This is a genomic window from Sorangiineae bacterium MSr12523 (assembly GCA_037157775.1).
Classification (GTDB): domain Bacteria; phylum Myxococcota_A; class Polyangia; order Polyangiales; family Polyangiaceae; genus Pendulispora; species Pendulispora brunnea.
Window position 1 is genome coordinate 7438354 of the sequence record CP089982.1, and the last position, 17657, is coordinate 7456010.

The 17657-nt window shown below is 64.1% G+C and carries 11 protein-coding genes; 6 read left to right on the forward strand and 5 right to left on the reverse strand.

Going from position 1 to position 17657, the window contains the following annotated elements:
- Positions 1-21: 21 nt before the first annotated feature.
- The 3 genes from LZC95_29105 to LZC95_29115 are packed head-to-tail and all read right to left on the reverse strand — an operon-like array spanning position 22 to position 4313.
- Positions 22-876 carry an alpha/beta fold hydrolase gene (locus tag LZC95_29105; GenBank protein WXA90503.1) on the reverse strand — a complete coding sequence of 285 codons (855 nt, stop codon included), beginning with the start codon at positions 874-876 and terminating at the stop codon, positions 22-24.
- A 54-nt stretch (positions 877-930) separates the two neighbouring features.
- Positions 931-3357: a glycoside hydrolase family 95 protein gene (locus tag LZC95_29110; GenBank protein WXA90504.1), complete on the reverse strand. Its 2427-nt coding sequence runs from the start codon at positions 3355-3357 to the stop codon at positions 931-933.
- A 32-nt stretch (positions 3358-3389) separates the two neighbouring features.
- Positions 3390-4313 carry a LysR family transcriptional regulator gene (locus tag LZC95_29115; protein ID WXA90505.1) on the reverse strand — a complete coding sequence of 308 codons (924 nt, stop codon included), beginning with the start codon at positions 4311-4313 and terminating at the stop codon, positions 3390-3392.
- 107 nt (positions 4314-4420) lie between these two features.
- Here LZC95_29115 and LZC95_29120 point away from each other — a divergent pair, with 107 nt between their 5' ends.
- The 3 genes from LZC95_29120 (at position 4421) to LZC95_29130 (ending at position 9230) form a co-directional block, all read left to right on the forward strand.
- Positions 4421-5170, forward strand: coding sequence for an SDR family oxidoreductase (locus tag LZC95_29120; protein ID WXA90506.1), 750 nt, complete (start codon positions 4421-4423; stop codon positions 5168-5170).
- Positions 5171-5244: 74 nt separating this feature from the next.
- Positions 5245-6327, forward strand: coding sequence for an aminopeptidase (locus LZC95_29125; GenBank protein WXA90507.1), 1083 nt, complete (start codon positions 5245-5247; stop codon positions 6325-6327).
- A gap of 20 nt (positions 6328-6347) precedes the next feature.
- Positions 6348-9230 (forward strand): hypothetical protein, encoded by a 2883-nt coding sequence (locus LZC95_29130; protein ID WXA90508.1) that lies wholly within the window; start codon positions 6348-6350, stop codon positions 9228-9230.
- Here LZC95_29130 and LZC95_29135 read toward each other — a convergent pair whose 3' ends face one another.
- Both LZC95_29135 and LZC95_29140 read right to left on the reverse strand, forming a co-directional pair.
- Complete coding sequence (locus LZC95_29135) at positions 9231-9740, reverse strand: PaaI family thioesterase (GenBank protein ID WXA90509.1); 510 nt, start codon at positions 9738-9740, stop codon at positions 9231-9233.
- Between the two features lie 44 nt (positions 9741-9784).
- The gene (locus LZC95_29140) at positions 9785-10822 is read right to left on the reverse strand and encodes an SH3 domain-containing protein (GenBank protein ID WXA90510.1); all 1038 of its coding nucleotides are present in this window, start codon (positions 10820-10822) and stop codon (positions 9785-9787) included.
- 207 nt (positions 10823-11029) lie between these two features.
- Here LZC95_29140 and LZC95_29145 point away from each other — a divergent pair, with 207 nt between their 5' ends.
- From LZC95_29145 to LZC95_29155, 3 genes are all read left to right on the forward strand, one after another.
- Complete coding sequence (locus LZC95_29145) at positions 11030-12352, forward strand: M64 family metallopeptidase (GenBank protein ID WXA90511.1); 1323 nt, start codon at positions 11030-11032, stop codon at positions 12350-12352.
- Between the two features lie 443 nt (positions 12353-12795).
- Positions 12796-16326 (forward strand): ThuA domain-containing protein, encoded by a 3531-nt coding sequence (locus LZC95_29150; GenBank protein WXA90512.1) that lies wholly within the window; start codon positions 12796-12798, stop codon positions 16324-16326.
- Between the two features lie 35 nt (positions 16327-16361).
- Positions 16362-17639: a dicarboxylate/amino acid:cation symporter gene (locus LZC95_29155; protein ID WXA90513.1), complete on the forward strand. Its 1278-nt coding sequence runs from the start codon at positions 16362-16364 to the stop codon at positions 17637-17639.
- Positions 17640-17657: the final 18 nt, after the last annotated feature.

A 17657-nucleotide genomic window follows, 5' to 3' on the forward strand; every position in this document is an offset into this window, starting at 1 on the left:
TCGGCGTGAATTTCCCTATGCTCAGAGCAAATAGCGTGCAAACCACGAAGTGGCGCGCTCGCGAACGACGGGGTGCTCCACGATGGATCGATGCCCCGCGCCAGGAACCAAGACGAGCTCGGCGTGATCTTTTCCCGCCGCGAAGATCCGTTGCGAGTGCGCGGCGGGAATGCGCCGGTCGTCTTCGCCGTGCATCAGCAGAACAGGGCTCCCGGTGTGCGTGATGGCCACGACAGGGCTCGCTTCATCCGGGTCGAAGTGGCCCTGCTGCCCTCCCCGGTCGATCACCTCGTTCACGAAGTCCGACGGCAGCGGCACCACCGCGTAGGCGGGCACGACCGCTCGCAAGCTTGCAAAAGGCGACACCGCCACCACGGCGTGCACGCGTGCATCACGGGCGGCCCATTCGAGGGCGGCCGCAGCTCCATAAGAATTGCCGATCACCCCCACGGAACCGATACGCAGGCCGCGGGCTTCCACCGCATCGAGCACTTGTGCGAGATCGCGCGATTCGAGGACGCCGTACGACAGATCATCGCCGGTCGAGCGGCCATGGCCGCGGAGGTCCACGAGGATGACGCGAAAGCCTGCGCCGGTGAGCATCTCCGACCAGGCGCGCATGCCGGATTCGACCTTGCTTCCGCGAATGCCATGCAGCACGAACACCGTCGCGCGGGCCGCGTTGGCCGGTGGATCGACCACGGCGAGCGACAAAGTCGCCGCAGGCGGCCCCACCGCCACGCGCACCTCACCGGGTTCGGCGGCCGGGGCAGGAGCACCCCGGCGCGGAGCCTTCACGATGACGGTGGCCAGCGCATTTTCGATCGGTGAGCATGCGAGGCGCCCGAGGGCCAGCACCGCGCCCAACGCGAGCATGGCGCGTAAGGCACGATGGGATGTCCCGGGAACCTGCATGGGTTCCCGAGTTTACTACGCCGGGCGATACGTCGCCGATTGACCGGGCGCGAGCCTTACCTGCGTGCTCCACGAGCCCGCGCGAAGCAGCGTTTCGGTCCCGCCCACACTGCGCACGGTGACGGTGGAGACCTTGCCATTGCGCCACGCCACGTCCACGACGAAGCCGCCACGGGCACCGATGCCGGTGACCTGCCCCTGCTTGGCCCACGCGGATGGCAGCGCCGGCAGCAGCTCGATGACGCCGGGCCGCGAGTACAGGATCATCTCCACCATCGCCGCGGTCGCGCCCAAATTGGCCTCGATCTGGAAGATCGTGCGGTTGCCCTGGCTGTACATGTCGAAGAAGTTCGGCGCCGATCCATTGTTGTTGTTGATGGATGGCTTCATCACCGTGCCCAGGAGTTTGTAGGCATTCTCCGCATTTTTGAGGCGCGCCCAGCACGCCGACCGCCATGCACACCCCCACCCGAAGCTTTCCATCCCACGGGCCACGAGCAGGTTGCGCACGCCCTCGATGAGCTCGGGCGGGCTCTCGTCCGTGTTGATGCGATCCCCCGGGAAGAACCCGATGAGCGGCGACAGGTGCCGGTGCGTCGTCTCGCCCAAATTGTCCGGCGACATCCACTCCTCGAGCCACCCCGTTTTGGGGCTGACCTGGGGGAGGTACAGTTTCGCCTGCAGCGCAGCGAGCTCGTCCGCAAAGGACGCGTCCGCGCCGAGCAACGCCGCCGCCTTGCGCGTGTAATCGAAGAGCATCCACGCGCCCTCTTGGCAATACGTGATGCCAATGGCGTCTTGCGGGCCATGCTCGGGCGACCAATCGCGATCGTCGACCAACACCTCGCGCGCCTGCCCATCCGGCCCCGTGACGGTGGTCGTGATGAGCCGCGCCTGCCAGAACTCGGCCGCGCCCTTCAAAAGCGGATAAATCTTGGCCAGGAAGTCCCGATTCAGCGTGTACTCGTAATGCTCCCACAACGTTTGGCAGAGCCACGCATTGCCACCCGGCTGCCACCACCAGCCATTGCCACCATAAATGTTGGTCGAGTAGGCCACTGCCCAGCCGGCGACCTTGCCCGACGAATTGCGATATCGGTTGCGCGGATCGTTGAAGAGCCGCTGCGTTACATCGCTCCAATAGGGCAATTGCGAAAGGCAATAGTCGGCCAGCACTTCGAAACAGGGCGAAAGCCCGGCGCGATCGGCCAGCCAGTAATTCATCTGGATGTTGATGTCGGTGTGGTAGTCGCTGAACCAATCCGGGTTGTTGGTCTCCAGCCACAGACCCTGCAAATTCAAAGGCAGCCAATTGCGCGAGCCGGTGATGGTGAGGTAGCGCCCGAATTGCAAATAGCTCGCCTCGAGTTCGGGATCGGGCGTGCCGCCGTCGGAGGCGCGCACACTCAACCGCGTCCATGTGTCGTACGAGCGCTGCGTGGCCGTGGAGGTGCCCAGGTTCACGGTCATCGTGTCGTAAAGGGAGCGATAATCCGCCGTGTGCGTGGCCTGGAGCCGATCGCCGGCCACCGCGACCGCCGTGCGTGCGCGCTGGATGGCAATGGCCACCGGATCGACCGTACCGTCGATGAAGTCGATGCTCGGATCGGGGCGGTAATTCGTCCCGCCGCTCACCACGATGATCACTTCCTTGCAGTTGGTAAAGGCCAGCTTGGAGCCATTCATGGCCACCGTTCCGCCGACACCGCGGGCGGTCGCCACGGCGGCATACGCGAGGCCATTGCCCAAGGTGGATTGGATGCCGCTGGCCAGTGAGTCCGCGTAGGCCAACGTCGGCTCCCCGCGCGTGCCCTCGACCGAGACCGTGCCGGTGAGCCGGTCGGTGCCCGTGGTCACGCGGAGGCGAATGACCACGACGTCGTCCGGGTGGCTCGCGAACACCTCGCGTCGATATTGCGTGCGTTTGCGCTGGTAGGACATCGTCACGATGCCGTTGCTCAAATCCAGCCCGCGGCGAAAATTCGTGATGGCCGACATGCCGTGGCCGGGAATCGAAATGCGAATATGCGCCAGCTTCAAAAACGACCCGAAGTGCGTGCCCTCGTAGGAAAACTGCCCGTCGTTATCGAGGGAGTCATTGGCATCGCCCATCCAGAGGCTGCCATCCGTGAGGTAAAGGAAGTCCGTATCCGGATCCCCCGCGACCAATGCACCGAGCCGCCCATTGCCGACCGGAAGGCCTTGCTGCACGATCAGCGCCTCGTCCGCCGGCGCTGGATACCAAAGCGTGGTCGCATTGGCCTCGGCCACCGCGGTGGATTCCTCTTTCGAAGGCCGCGCAATCGTGGCCGCCGCCGCGGTAAAAGGCCGCAGGCCACCCAGCAGGGTCGTCAGTCCCACCGCCCCGCCGCCCCGCAAAATGGCGCGACGCGACATACGAGACAATCGAGGCAATTGGGACTTCGGATCGACTTTGCGCATTGTGCGAGACTCTGCCGCCAAGCATCGCGCCGTCAAGCAGTATCGATGATGTGCGACATCGTATTTTTCGTTTGTTTGGCGAAGGCCGCACGCAGGTGATCGACGAAGGCGCGCACGCGCGGATTCTTCCTGTGTTCGGCGCGGAGCAGTGCTGTGGCGGTGACACTGCCGCAAAGCCAACGCGGAAGCACCACCCGCAAGGTTCGCTGGCGGAGATCGTCCATGACGAGCCAATGGGGCAATTGCGCAATCCCGGTACCCTCCAAGGCCAATTGCCGAACGGCAAAAGGGGCATTGCAGCGGAAAACGACGTTCGGCCGGGCGCGCACCTCGCCGCCGTCACGCCAGAGGAGCCACCCATCCTGCGCATTGCCGGCCGGATGGGAGAGCGCATCGTGCTTCCCGAGAGCCTCGGGGGTCTTGGGTTCCCCATGCTTCTTCAAGTAGGCCGGTGATGCCACGAGCACACGCTCGTACGTGACCAGGGTGTGCGCGATGAAGCCGGTGCTCGAAGGCGGCTCACGCCCCACACGAAGTGCCACGTCCACGGCGTCGGCGATGAGATCGACGAAGCGATCCTCGAGCCGGAGGTCGACGCGCAATCCCGGGTGCTCGTGCATCAGCGCCCCCATGTACGGCACCACGCAGGCAAGGCCGAAGCTCACGGGCGCGCTCACTGTGAGCAGGCCCGTGACCCCCTCCTCGCGGCCGATGGACTGCGCGCTTTCCACGTCGCGAAGGATGCGCACGCACCGCTCGTAGTAGGCGCGTCCTGCGTCGGTGACGGTCATCTTTCGCGTGGTGCGCAGCAAGAGCGGCGTGCCGATGGACTCCTCCAACGTGGCAATCTGCCGGCTCACGGCGGCAGCGGAGATGCGCAGTTGCTTGGCGGCGGCGGAGAAGCTGCCCGCATCCACGACGCGCGCGAAGGTTGCCATTTTCTCGAGCAAGTCCATCGCGTTCGAGGATGCCCGATTCGTAACTTCAGCGCAAAAATGATCTTCCGCAGCCGCGCCTACTGGGAAGACCTCGGCGACGCCATCTTGTTTTCCAGGAGAGACAAATGAACTCATTCGAAGGCAAAGTCGTTCTCATTACGGGCGCCAATTCCGGCATTGGCGAGGCCGCGGCGCAGGCGTTTCAGCAAGCCGGTGCCAACGTGTTCGGCATCGTCCGCCGTCAGGATGCTCTGGAGGCCGCACGGGCGCGCCATCCGAAGATCCATTGGCTGCTCGCCGACGTGTCCAAGTCGGGCGAGATCAAGGCTGCGGTCGAAGCCGTCGTGCGCGAGGCCGGGCGGCTCGATGCGGTGGTGAACAATGCGGCGGTGTTTTACCCGACCCCCATCGAGAAATCCGCCGAGGACCTCGTGCGACGTCAATTCGAGGCGAACGTCTATGGCCCCACGTACGTCGTGCAAGCTGCCCTGCCCGCGCTGAAAAAGCATCGCGGAACGGTGTTGAACATCAGCAGCGCGGCCGGGCACATGCCGGCGCCAAACGCGGCGCATTATGCGGCCACGAAGGCTGCGCTCGAGTCGCTCACGCGGTCGTGGGCCTTGGAGCTTGCCCCCGAGGGCGTCCGCGTCAATGCCATCGCGCCCGGCCCCACCGAGACCCCCGTCTTCGAAAAAGCGGGCCTGCCCGCCGATGCGGTCCCCGGCTTGAAGGACACCTTCAAGAAGATGGTCCCGCTCGGGCGCATGGCGGCCGTCGACGAGGTCGCGCATTGGATCGTCGCCATGGCCGATCCGAGCGTCACCTGGCTCACCGGGCAGGTGCTCTCGGTGGACGGCGGCATGAGCCTCATGTGAAACAGGGGCACGTGTCGGGGGGCCTGCGGGCCTTCATTGATCTGCTGCGCGAGACGACGTAGAACCGAAGCGACGTGACGCGGAACTCTGTGCTGGGGAGCTTGGCGCAATGTGCGCTTTGGGCGATGGGCCTTCTGCTTTTGCTGCTCACGTCCTCGTGCGCCAAGTTGGAGTACGTGCGGCAGGCGGCGGCCGGCCAGTACGATCTCGGCACGCGCGCACGGAACATCGACGAGCTGGTGGACGAGCGGCACGTCGACGCGCGCACGCGGAGGCTCCTGTCCGAGGTGGTGCGCATCAAGAGCTTCGGGGAGCAGAACGGCCTGACCCCCACGAAGAACTACCGCAAGTACGTTCGGGTCGACCGCGATTTCGTGGTCTGGGTCACCAGCGCCTCCGATCCGCTTCGCTTTCGGTCCAAGTCGTGGGGGTTTCCGCTGGTCGGGAGCTTCACCTACCTCGGCTGGTTTTCCCGCAAGGACGCACAGGCCTTCGCCAAGGAAATTCGCGGCAAAGGCTGGGACGTGGACGTGCGCGGCTCCGCGGCGTATTCGACCACGGGCTACTTCGAGGACCCGGTGCTCTCCACGATGATCCGCGAGGGCGATGCGGCATTGGGGTCGCTGACCAACGTGATTTTGCACGAGATGACCCACGCGACGTTCTTCGTGCGGAAGCAGTCCACGCTGAACGAGAGCGTGGCCAACTTCGTCGGCAACACGCTGGCCGAGACGTACCTCGAACGAACCATCGGGGCCGACGCCAAGGAGACCGTGGCCTACCAGGCCTCGCAGGAGCAAATCCGCCGGCGCGGCGAGGCGATGCGCGAGGCGTACCGCACGCTGGATCTCTTGTACGGGTCCACGAAGCCGAACGAGGAGAAGCTTGCCATCAAGACCGAGCTTCTCACCAAGCTCCGCGCAACCCTGGCCTTCAAGCGCCCCATCAACAATGCAACCTTGATTCAATACAAAACGTACAACTCGGGTCAGGACGAACTGGGGTTGCTCCTGGCCTCGTGCGATGGCTCCTTCCCGCGTTTCATCCGGGTGCTCAAGACCTTGGAGACCAAGTCATGGCCCAAGGACCAAGAGAAGGACATCGGAAAAATGATTCTGCCGCTGGTGTCCTCGAACGCGTGCCGCGCGGCCCAATAAGCATTATGTAGAGAGACCTCATGCTCTTGCGAATCATCGATAAGTCCGGCTCGTCCGTCGAACTCGTGCTCGATGCGGGGGCCCATGTGGAGCGGGTTCTCGCAGAGGTCGATGGCACATCGAAATTACGCAGCGACGATGCGGCGCAGCTCGCGAAGCTCGTGGCAACCCTGCCCAAAGAAGCGGACCAGCTCGACGTTCGCGTCGAATCGACCCGGTCGGAGTTCCTCGCGCGGGCCTGGGAGCAGGTGGCCCTGGCGAGCGAGCCCCTGGCCGCATCCAGTTTCGTGCGGCGTTTCGTGGGCGATGGCATTTCGGAGGACGATTCGGAGCGCGTGTACGACTTGGCCCCCTCCGGGCTGCGCGTTTTGCACGTGGTCGCGGGCACGCCGAGCGATGCCTTTGCGCGGGCCGTAGGGGTATTTTGCGCGGAAGGTGCCATCGATTACGAGATTTTCCCCAGCGGTACGCCGGAGCAGCTGCAAGAGCGCCTGGCCGATCGCACCCGTGCCGTGCACATCGTGCATTACGACGGCACCGTCTCGATCGAGGCGATCACGGCGCTTTGCGAGACGCTCGCGCGGCACAAGGTGCCCGTGCTCGCCGTCGATGCGCGCGCCTATGCCGATGGGGATCTCGGCGAAGCGGCGCTGGCCGCGCATCGCGCCGGATTGGGCAATGTCATCGGGCTCGCGCAGTCGACCGATCCGTGGGCCGGTGGCCGCTCGTTCGAGGCCGTCTACCGACACCTGACGACGGGGGTGCCTCTGAGCAAGGCGGTCGTCGAGGCGCAAAAAGAGATTTCTTCGCCGGGCGAGCCGTCGCTGGTGCACTTCGGAGGGCAGAAGGTCACCTTTTTCGAGAAAGCGCAGACGCGGGCTGGCCTCGCCGAATCGCAGACCCTGGCCGTGGCGAGGCAGCGGTTGCTGGGGTTCAAGGCCGCGATGCTCCCACCGCATGCCCTGCACGTGAGCGATGGGCCAGGCATCGAGCTTCTCGCGCGCGTGCGGGATGGCTCGTGCGCGCTGACACTCGTCGGGGAACCGGGGTCGGGCAAAACGCACGCGGCGCACCAGGTTGCGCTCTATTTGTCCCAGCGCAAGAACATCGACTTTGCGTTTTACTTCGATTTCACCTCCGACTCGTACTCCAAGGGCGACATGCTGGAGATGATCGCCCCCGTCCTGCAATTGGACGTGCGCGAGCGGGAGGAAGCGCGGGCCGCGCTGAAGAAGCTGCGCTGCTGCTTCGTACTGGACGCACTTCCGACGGCGGGCGGCAAACCCGATTGGGACGAATTGCTCGACTTCGTTTCGGAGTTGCTCGGCGATGGTCATATCGTGCTTGCCACGGGGGCGGCCGTCTCGCCGAAGTTCGTCGAGGTCACTGTCGCTCCCCTCCCCGCGGGCGCGCAGCAGCGGGTAGCCGAGGCGCGCCTGGCCGAGTGTTCCCTTTCGAACCACGACGTGCGGGGGCTGCTCACCGCCACCCGGGGCAATCCGTTTTTGCTTCGGTACACGATTCCCCTACTGGCCCGGCTTTCGGCCGACGAACTGGTCCAAGCCATCGAGAAACGCATCGCGCCGGAGGCCTCGCCGGTGCAGGCCTTTTACGAGTGGCAATGGTCGGAGATGCCCGCGGCGCGGCAGCGGATGCTGCTCCTATGCTCCGAAATCGAGGGCGTGCTGCTCGAGCTGATCATGGTCGGCTTCGGGCAAGGCGCGCCGGAGGGTCGCGACTTCTCCGAGGCGCTCACCGATTGGGAACGCGGTGGCTTCGTGGTGCGCGTGCCGCTCGGACGCATGGTGGATTCGCGGTGCCTGCCATTTCTCGAGGCCGAGCGCGAGGGGCGGCTTGCGGGTGAAGCGCGCGACGAGGCGCGTCTCGAGCTCAGTCAGCGCTTGTGCGAAGGCCTGCGCCTGCTCGGCCAGCACCTGCGCAAGCAGCAGAATCCCGGGCTTTCGCAGTACCTCATTGCGCGGCGTGCGCAATGGCGGGCCCACTTCGAGCGGCTCTGGGCCGCCAAGGATTACCGGGGATTCATGGGGGCGCGAAACGCCTTCGACGAGCTTTTGCACCAGGCGCAACTCGGGCCGGAAAGCGCTGAGTGGGCGCTTTACCTCGTGCGCCGCTCGCCCGAGCCGCGGATCGACGGCGACGTGAATCCGGAAGAGCAACTCGCCTGGCTGGCCCTCGCCACGCAAGCGCTCACCACGCCGCATGCCCAGAACGACGAGCACCTCGCGAAGGGGGCCGTCGTGTGGCAACGATGGCTCGATGCGCGCCCCGCCGACGTGGACAAGCGCGAACTTTTGCACTTCCAGCGCGCGGCCATGTTCCTCGACGTCTTTCATCGGACGAAGAAAGATTGGAAGGCCGCAATGGCCGTCAACGAGAAGGCCTATCCGATTTACCGCCGCGCCGAGGCCTGGATCATGGCCATTCAAGCGCTCAAAGCGCTCTCGCGTTGCCACGCCGAGGAGGGCGCACCGGAAAAGGCGCTCTCGTACGAGGACGCCATCCTCGACGACATCACCTACGCCGGTGCGCCGCCGGGCTTCGAGGCGCAGCAATGGTTCGACGTGGCTGTTGCACGGGCCACACGCGGGGCTTTCGCCGAGGCGGACGCGGTGATCACGCGCATTCGCGCCCGCGACGACGCGAAGCCATTTGGCGATGCCCTCGACGAGCTGAAGGCCGAGGTCGACTTCCAGCAAGGCCGCTACGCCGAGGCGCTGCCGCACCATTTCAAACTATGGACGCGCGCCTCGCAATCCGAACAGCGGCCCGTGCTCGATCGCCTTCGCACGCGCTTTTCCGAATTCGAGCAAAAGCTGGGCGCGGAGGCCTTCCGCCGCGCCATGGACCAGCACCTCCCCGAGGGCACTCCGCGCCCGCGCTGACTATCGGAAGTACTTCTTCCAGCCTTCCGGCAAAGGGCCGCCGAGCATCGTCTCGGCGCCCTTTTGATTCAGCAGGATGAAACTCATGGTGCTCGTGAAGCAGTCGGCCCCGTCCTGCACCATGCGAATTTGCGCGTGCACGATGCGGGTGCTCTTGCTCGTGATCTTCGCGCGGCCTTGAACTTCGCGCTCGACGCGCACGGGGCGCGGGAAGCGCGTGTTCATCGTCCCGGTGAAACCGAATTTGCCGAGCAGCGCAATGAGCGCCCAAACGCCGACCTCGTCGGCCACCGTCGTGACCAGACCACCGTGCATCACGCCAGGCGCCCCCTCGTGCGAGCGCGCCGGCGTGAAGTTCGTGACGACCTCGTCACCCTCGACGTGAAACTTCAGCCTGAGGCCCGTCGGATGGTCGGGGCTGCAAGCAAAGCAACGATTTTGCGGACCAAAGAGGCTGCCGTCGAGTCGGGTTCCGGGGTGCGGGGTCGTGCCGATGGGATGCTGGTGCATGACAGGGCGCGACCCTAGCACGGCTCATTTGCCCACGCTCGGCCCTACTTCTTCTTGCCCACGCGGATCGGGAGGAAGTTGCGATTGTTCCAAGAGAAGTACAGGTACTTCCCGTTGCGTTTCACTTTGAGGTTCATCTTCTTCGCCACCTTGCCGCAGTTCGATTCCTGAATGATGGTCGCCACCGTGTGGCCTTTGTTGGCCCAACCCGCGAAGAGCATGATGTGGTGCGAGGGCACGCTGTTCAAAGCATCGCCCGCCTTGAGCGACTTGATGCCGATGCCATGGCTCTTGTTTCGTTTGAACGGAGCGAAGTACCCCGTCGTGAGCCCCGGCGCGCTCAGCCCCCACGCATAGGAAACGAGGCCGGAACAATCCGAACGGTATTTGTTCCATTTGGCTTTGTTCGCGTCCCCGTGCCGGCGGCACGTGCCGCCGCAAATGGCATCGTGCCCGCCATTGACGCCGCCGCAATAAGGCATTTTCACCTTGACCCATTCCATGGCCCGATTGACCGCTTTGGTGCCGCCGAAGGCCTGCGTCGAAACGGAATCCGGGAGCAAATCGTCATCGGGCGAAATGCCCTCCAGCGTCAAATCCGTCGAGTCGTCGCCTGCCGAAGGATCCTCCGAGGAGCCGTCGGCATCGGAGCCCGGCTTGTCGAGGAAGAGGCCCGAAGCCCACCCCGTTCGTTCGCCGAAACGCACCCGGTACCAACCGCCCGAGGGCGCGGCTTCTTCCACGGTGACCTCGGACTCCTCGGGCACCACGGTGAGGATCGCATCGCTCCCCGAGGGACCGCTGCGCAGATTGAGATCCATGCTGGCTTGCAGCTTCTCGCCAACCGCCACCGGCTCGTCGAGAACCGAATCCGCGTTGGTGAGCGTGTCCGGCTCCTCGGGGGGCGCCTCGTTGGTGCCCGGATCGTCCGAGGGCTCGTTATCGACGAGGGCATCCTCGTCGGTGGACGGGTCGTCCCCCTGCTGCGCATCCGACGCACACCCGGAGAAGAGCGGCGCCATGAGCATGAGCGAGCTTGCCGTGATGAGAACCGATTTGGTTAGGAATTGCGAAAGGGCCATGCCCAGCCTTCAGTGCAATCCAAAGACCAAGGCGATAATGCGGTATTTATCGAAAATCGTGACGCAATACGTTGTCAACGGCGGGTTGAATCCGTCCATCCCGTCGTGATGTGGACATCAATGCCGCGCGTCTTTGACAGCGCCGCGCGCACGGTGATTCCATCGCGCGTCGAAAGGGCTCTCCCAATGGCCAAAATGTACCGCCTTATGGCATTCTTTTGTCTTTTGCCAACATCCGTATGGGCCAATCCCTATCCGGATCCCAACCGCGTTCCGCACGATCCCGTTTCCAGCGCGCCCTTGCCGCTGGACGTTCCCTTGTCCAGCTTTGCGGTGGCCGCCGCCGGTGTGGACATCGTGCGCACCGAAATCGAATTTACCGAGCAAGGAGAAAAATACCGATTGGCGTCCGCCGTCGTGGAGCGATCGGGCACCCAAGCCTTGCTGGCGCGCAGCCAAAAGTCCGATCCCTATGGCAGCTACCGCGCGGTGCTGAAAGACGTCGATGGCCGAATCGTGGGCTACGACTCCATTGGCACCGGCGTGGAATTCCGCCGCTTGGTGCGCGCGTTGACCTTTCGCTTTCCCGTGCCCGCAAAGCCCGCGCAATTGACCGTCACGGCGGAGAATCCTTCGACGGGGGCCACGCAAACCGTGCTTCAAGCGACCATCGACCCGGCAACCCTGCCGCGCGTGCAGGTCGATCCCAGCTCCTTCGAGGTGCGCCTCTTGAAACAGGCCACGGCCTCACCCGAGCTCGCGGTGAACCTTTATGCCGAGGGCTACCTGGCCTCCCGCAAGGAGCAATTCTGGAAGGACGCGAACAAGGCTGTGCGCGCCCTGGTGGACAATCATTTTCCGGGCGCGGAGCATTTCACCATTCAGGCGGTGTACTCACCGTCCAACGTGCAGCTGGGCGCCGCGACCAACCTGGGCCAGCCCGTGCCGGAACGCGACTCGTTCTTGGGCCTCTATTATCCGTATTGGCGGCCTTTCGAGCGCTGGTACAACGTGGTGTACCCCACGCGCGAATCGCGCTACCGCCGCGGAATCGGCAGCGTCCCCTACGATTACCCGATTGCCATCGTGGACAGCACCCGGTACTGGGGCGTTGGCAACTTCAACGAGCTCACCGCGATCCCCGGTAGCCATTCCTCCTTCGTGTACCTTCTGCTGCACGAGTTCGGGCACTACTTCGGCTTGAACGAAGAATACGAAGGCGGCGGCCCCACCGAGCTGCAGTTCGCGCCGGGCATCAGCGAGCCGTGGTCGCAAAACATCACATTCACGACCAACAAGAGCGCCTTGAAGTGGCGCCATTGGCTCGCCGCCAGCACCCCCGTACCGACACCCGATTCCTATTGGAACGGGAGCACCTACGGCGCCTACCAAGGTGGCTATGCCGACTCCGAGCCGCGCAATCACAGCCACAAGCCAGGTTTCAACTGCACCATGGAGTCGGGTCGTCAGTTCTGCCCCATCTGCAAAGAGGCGATCCAGAAAAAGGTCAATTTCGACATCGGCCAATAGCCCAACGCCGTTCGATTACCCGTACCCGTACACGTTCCCGTTCCCCTTCCCGATCTTCTCCTTGGGCTTTCTTCGTGTACGGGAACGGGAACGGGAACGTGTACGGGAAAGAAGTTCGCTTAGTCCTAAATGGCCAACAATGTGGGTGACACAATGCTCCGAGACAATCGGACGTTTTGACGCGGTATCATTTGATGGGCAAAGCCATGAGTGCGTCTTGACAATTCAGCGCTCACTGACACTATGCAAAAACTTAAAAATAGTTTGCAAATAGGTTTGTCCATCTAGGAATATCGCGGTATCCGCCAATGGATGGCGCGACCGATTGCATCCGTTTGCGCAAAGAAAATCTCCCATGGCGGATGCGACATGAATGCCTGACTCGCCCCGCCCCGCCTCTCTCACGTAAGCCCACGCAGCACAGGTCAGGAAGGAGGAGATTCATGACGCTTGTCTCGTTGTTGCCCGAGGCGCGATCGAAGCTGTTTTCGCTCATCGTGCTCGCACTCGCCGGCTGCTCCATCAATGGATCGTCCGGCACGCGCAGTGACAATCTCAATGCTGACGCGATCCCAGCGTCCGATTATCAGCATGTTCAACTCGCATTGGGCGCTGCCGAACTGGGTGAGCCCATGTCGCTCACGGTGTTGCCCGATCGATCCGTGCTTCACACGGCGCGTGACGGAACCGTTCGACTCACGGACGCTGCCGGCAATACCAAAGTAGCCGGCAAATTGAACGTATACACGCACGATGAAGAAGGGCTCCAGGGTGTCGCCGCCGACCCGGGATTTGCCAGCAACCGGTTCATTTATCTGTATTATTCGCCGACGCTGAACACGCCCGGGGGAGATGCGCCGGTCACCGGCACCGCGGCCGACTTCGAGCCGTGGAAGGGCCACCTCAATCTGTCGCGTTTCGTCCTGAAGACGGACGGCACGCTCGATATGGCCAGCGAAAAGGTCGTTTTGGAGGTGCCCAACGACCGCGGCCAATGTTGCCACGTCGGTGGTGACATCGACTTCGACGCCAGCGGCAACCTTTATTTGAGCACCGGCGACGATACGAATCCCTTCGACTCCGCCGGATTTGCTCCGCTCGATGAGCGCACGGATCGAAATCCGCAGTACGATGCCCAGCGCACCGCGGCCAACAGCAACGACTTGCGCGGGAAGGTGCTGCGCATCAAGCCGCTGGCCAATGGGACGTACTCGATTCCATCGGGGAACCTGTTCGCGCCGGGCACGGCGAAGACGCGGCCCGAGATTTACGCGATGGGGTTCCGCAATCCCTTCCGCATGTCCGTGGACAAGGCCACGGGCATCGTTTACCTCGGCGATTATGGCCCCGACGCCGGCACCACGGATCCCAACCGCGGGCCGCAAGGGCAGGTGGAGTTCGATCGCATCACGGGGCCGGGCAATTTCGGCTGGCCGTACTGCACCGGCTCGAACACCGCCTCGGAGACATACAACGAGTACACCTTCCCCAGCGGCCCCTCGGGCGCGAAGTACGATTGCACCAATGGCCCGACGAACAACTCCTTCCGCAACACCGGATTGACAACGTTGCCACCCGCAAAACCGGCGTGGATCCGCTACGCGGGCGATGCCGGCTCGCCGCCCGAATTCGGCAGCGGTTCCGAGTCACCGATGGGCGGTGAGTTGTACCGGTACGATGCGAATTCGACCTCGACCATCAAGTTCCCGCAGTCGCTCGACGGGCGCTATTTCGCCACCGAGTACGGGCGCAAATGGATCAAGGCGGTCGAGGTGAGAAGCGACGGCTCGCCGGGTATCATCGAGGATTTCCCCTGGCAGGGCACCCAGATCATCGATTCGCGGTTCGGCCCCGACGGTGCGCTGTACGTGCTCGATTATGGCACCGGGAGCGACAACCAGGCACTTTACCGCATCGAGTACATCGGCGGGCAAAACCGCAATCCCATCGCCAAGGCGGCGGCCGACAGGACATCGGGCCCGACGCCGCTCACCGTCGCATTCTCGTCCGCCGGCAGCAGCGATCCCGAGGGCAAGGCGCTGACGTACTCGTGGAATTTCGGCGACGGCGCCACCTCCACGGAGGCGAATCCGACGCACACGTACACGACGAAAAACACGTTCCAGCCCACGCTCACCGTGCGCGATCCCGAGGGGCTGACCGGCTCGGCGAGCTTGGTGATCACCGCGGGCAACACCGCGCCCACGGTGAACATGCAGACACCGGTGCATGGGCAACTGTTCTCCTTCGGCGACAATGTGCCCTTCACGGTGAGCGTGAGCGATCCGGAGGACGGCACCATCGATTGCAGCAAGGTCAAAGTGACCTATTCGCTCGGTCACGACAGCCATGCGCACCAGATCACCTCGAAGAATGGCTGCTCGGGGTCGATCCTGGTTCCGGTCGATGGGGAGCATGACGCGGCGGCGAACATCTACGGCGTCTTCGATGCCGAATACACGGACAACGGCGGGCTCACCTCGCACAGCATCAAGCGGCTGCAGCCGCGGCATCGGCAGGGAGAGCACTTCACGGCGCAATCCGGGATTCAGATCGCCACGCACGGCCCCGCCGAAGGCGGAAGCACCGTCGGCTTCACCGACAACGGCGATTGGGTCTCTTTCGATCCGTACGCGCTGGGCAATGCAACGAAGTTCACGGCGCGCGTTTCCTCCGGCGGGCCGGGCGGCACCATCGAGGTGCGCACGGGCTCGGCGACGGGCACCTTGCTTGGCTCGGTGGCCGTGGCCAACACGGGCGGCTGGGAGACCTTCGTCAACGTGTCGGCGAACCTGAGCAACGTGCCCGGCGGGACGACCACGCTCTACCTCGTCTTCAAGGGCCCCACCGGGCAGGGCAACCTGTTCGACGTCGATGCGTTCACCTTCGAGACGACGCAGAACGCCGATCCCAATCAGGTGCTGGTGTTCTCGAAGACGGCGGGGTTCCGTCATGATTCGATTCCGGCAGGCATCGAAGCCATCCGCCAATTGGGCTCGGCGAATGGGTTCACCGTGACCGCGACGGAGGACAGTACGGCGTTCAACCCAGCCAACCTGGGCGCGTTCAAGGCGGTGGTGTTCCTCAGTACGACCGGGGACGTGCTCGATGCGACGCAACAGAATGCGCTGCAAGCGTACGTCGATGGGGGCGGTGGTTACGTCGGCGTGCACGCCGCGGCGGACACCGAATACGATTGGCCCTACTACGGGCAGCTGGTGGGGGCGTGGTTCAAGAGCCATCCCGCCGGAACCCCGCAGGCCGTGGTTCGCACGGAGGATCGGACGCACCCGGCCACGTCGCACCTCGGGCCAACGTGGACGCGCGTCGACGAGTGGTACAACTACCGCACCAACCCGCGGGCGGCCGTGCACGTGCTGCAGAACGTCGACGAGGGCAGCTACTCGGGCGGCGAGATGGGCGACCATCCCATCACCTGGTGCCATCCCCAAGGCAGCGGGCGCTCGTTCTACACGGGGCTCGGGCACACGACGGAGTCGTACTCCGACGCGGCGTTCCGCACGCTGTTGCTCGGCGGCATCAAGTACGCCACCGGCGCGGTCTCGGCCAATTGCGCACCGGACGGCACGCCGCCGACCACCATCGAGGGCGAGTCGTACACGTCGGGCTCGGGGGTGCAGGTTGCAGCGCACGGGCCGGCCAGCGGGGGCAACACGCTGGGGTACATCGACAACGGTGACTGGGCAGGCTACTCGTCGGTGAGCACCACCGGGGCCACGAAGTTCTCGGCCCGGGTCTCGTCGGCCGGTGCGGGCGGGGTGATCCACATCCGCTCGGGATCGGCGACCGGCCCCGAGCTCGGCTCGGTCAACGTGAGTCCGACGGGCGGCTGGGAGACCTTTGCAACGGTCTCAACCACGCTCAACGGCAATGGAACGGGCGCATTGTTCCTCACCTTTACCGGTGGGTCCGGCTCGCTGTTCGATATCGACACATTCACGATAGGGAAGTAGACGCGACGGTCCCGAGGGGCGGTACAATCGGACGGATGGCCGCCCCTCGTGGTTCCAAGTTTCCTTTTTGGCTGCAGATTACACTCGGGCTCGTACTGGGGGCGTTGCTCGGTTGGCTTGCCAAGTCGTACGAGATTGCCTGGCTGAGCACGACGCTCGAGAAGATTGGTTCAATCTTCGTCCAATTGCTGAAGTTGGCCGTCGCGCCGCTCGTGTTCTTCGCCATTCTGGTGTCCATCACGAACCTGCGGCAGGTGAAGAACGCGGCCCGCTTGGCCACGCGCACGTTGCTTTGGTTCATGACGACGTCGCTCATTGCGGTGGTCCTTGGCATCGGCATCGGGCTGCTCACGAACCCGGGCGCGGGCACCGGCCTCACGGCGGCCGATGGAAAGCAGCCCTCGCACACGGGCTCGTGGATCGATTTTCTGACGGGCATCATTCCGTCGGACATGGTGACGCCGTTCACCAAGCTCAATGTGTTGCAGATTGTCTTTCTGGCCACCGTCGCCGGCATTGCCGCGCTGAAGCTGGGCGACAAGGCGGAGCCGGTGCTGGCGTTCAGCCGCTCGGTGTTGGCGCTCTTGCAGAAGGCCCTCTGGTGGGTCATTCGCCTCGCGCCGCTCGGCACCTTGGGGCTCGTGGGCAAGGCGATTTCCACGTACGGGTGGAACCTGCTGGGCAAGTACGCGACGTTCACGGCGGACATCTACGTCGGGTGCGCCATCGTGATGTTCGGCGTCTATCCGCTGCTTCTTTGGGGTGTGGGCAAACTGAATCCGCTGCACTTCTACAAGGGCGCCTGGCCCGCGCTTCAATTGGCTTTCGTGTCGCGCTCTTCCGTGGGCACCATGCCGGTGACGCAAAAGGTCACCGAGCAACTCGGCGTGCCGAGGGAGTATGCCTCGTTTGCCGTGCCGTTCGGCGCAACCACGAAGATGGACGGTTGCGCCTCGATCTACCCGGCGCTGTCCGCGATCTTCGTGGCGCAGATCTTCGATGTGCCCTTGGGGCCGGGCGAGTACATGCTCATCGTGTTCGTGTCGGTCATCGGCTCCGCCGCCACCGCAGGGCTCACCGGCGCCACGGTGATGCTGACCCTGACCTTGTCGACGTTGCGGCTGCCGCTCGCAGGCGCAGGTTTGCTCCTGGCCATCGATCCGATTTTGGACATGATGCGCACGGCGACCAATGTCGCCGGCCAAATCGTGGTGCCGCTGCTGGTGGCAGCCAAAGAGAACATCTTGGACCGCGAGGCCTACGACCGCGCCGCGAACATCACGACCGATGCCGCCGAAGCGCCGGCCGAATAGAGGCTCTTTGGAAGCAAC

Coding starts and splice junctions, on each gene's coding strand:
- LZC95_29105 (WXA90503.1), bottom strand. CDS start 876: ATGCTCGCGTTGGGCGCGGTGCTGGCCCTCGGGCGCCTCGCATGCTCA.
- LZC95_29110 (WXA90504.1), bottom strand. CDS start 3,357: ATGCGCAAAGTCGATCCGAAGTCCCAATTGCCTCGATTGTCTCGTATG.
- LZC95_29115 (WXA90505.1), bottom strand. CDS start 4,313: ATGGACTTGCTCGAGAAAATGGCAACCTTCGCGCGCGTCGTGGATGCG.
- LZC95_29120 (WXA90506.1), top strand. CDS start 4,421: ATGAACTCATTCGAAGGCAAAGTCGTTCTCATTACGGGCGCCAATTCC.
- LZC95_29130 (WXA90508.1), top strand. CDS start 6,348: ATGCTCTTGCGAATCATCGATAAGTCCGGCTCGTCCGTCGAACTCGTG.
- LZC95_29135 (WXA90509.1), bottom strand. CDS start 9,740: ATGCACCAGCATCCCATCGGCACGACCCCGCACCCCGGAACCCGACTC.
- LZC95_29140 (WXA90510.1), bottom strand. CDS start 10,822: ATGGCCCTTTCGCAATTCCTAACCAAATCGGTTCTCATCACGGCAAGC.
- LZC95_29145 (WXA90511.1), top strand. CDS start 11,030: ATGGCATTCTTTTGTCTTTTGCCAACATCCGTATGGGCCAATCCCTAT.
- LZC95_29150 (WXA90512.1), top strand. CDS start 12,796: ATGACGCTTGTCTCGTTGTTGCCCGAGGCGCGATCGAAGCTGTTTTCG.
- LZC95_29155 (WXA90513.1), top strand. CDS start 16,362: ATGGCCGCCCCTCGTGGTTCCAAGTTTCCTTTTTGGCTGCAGATTACA.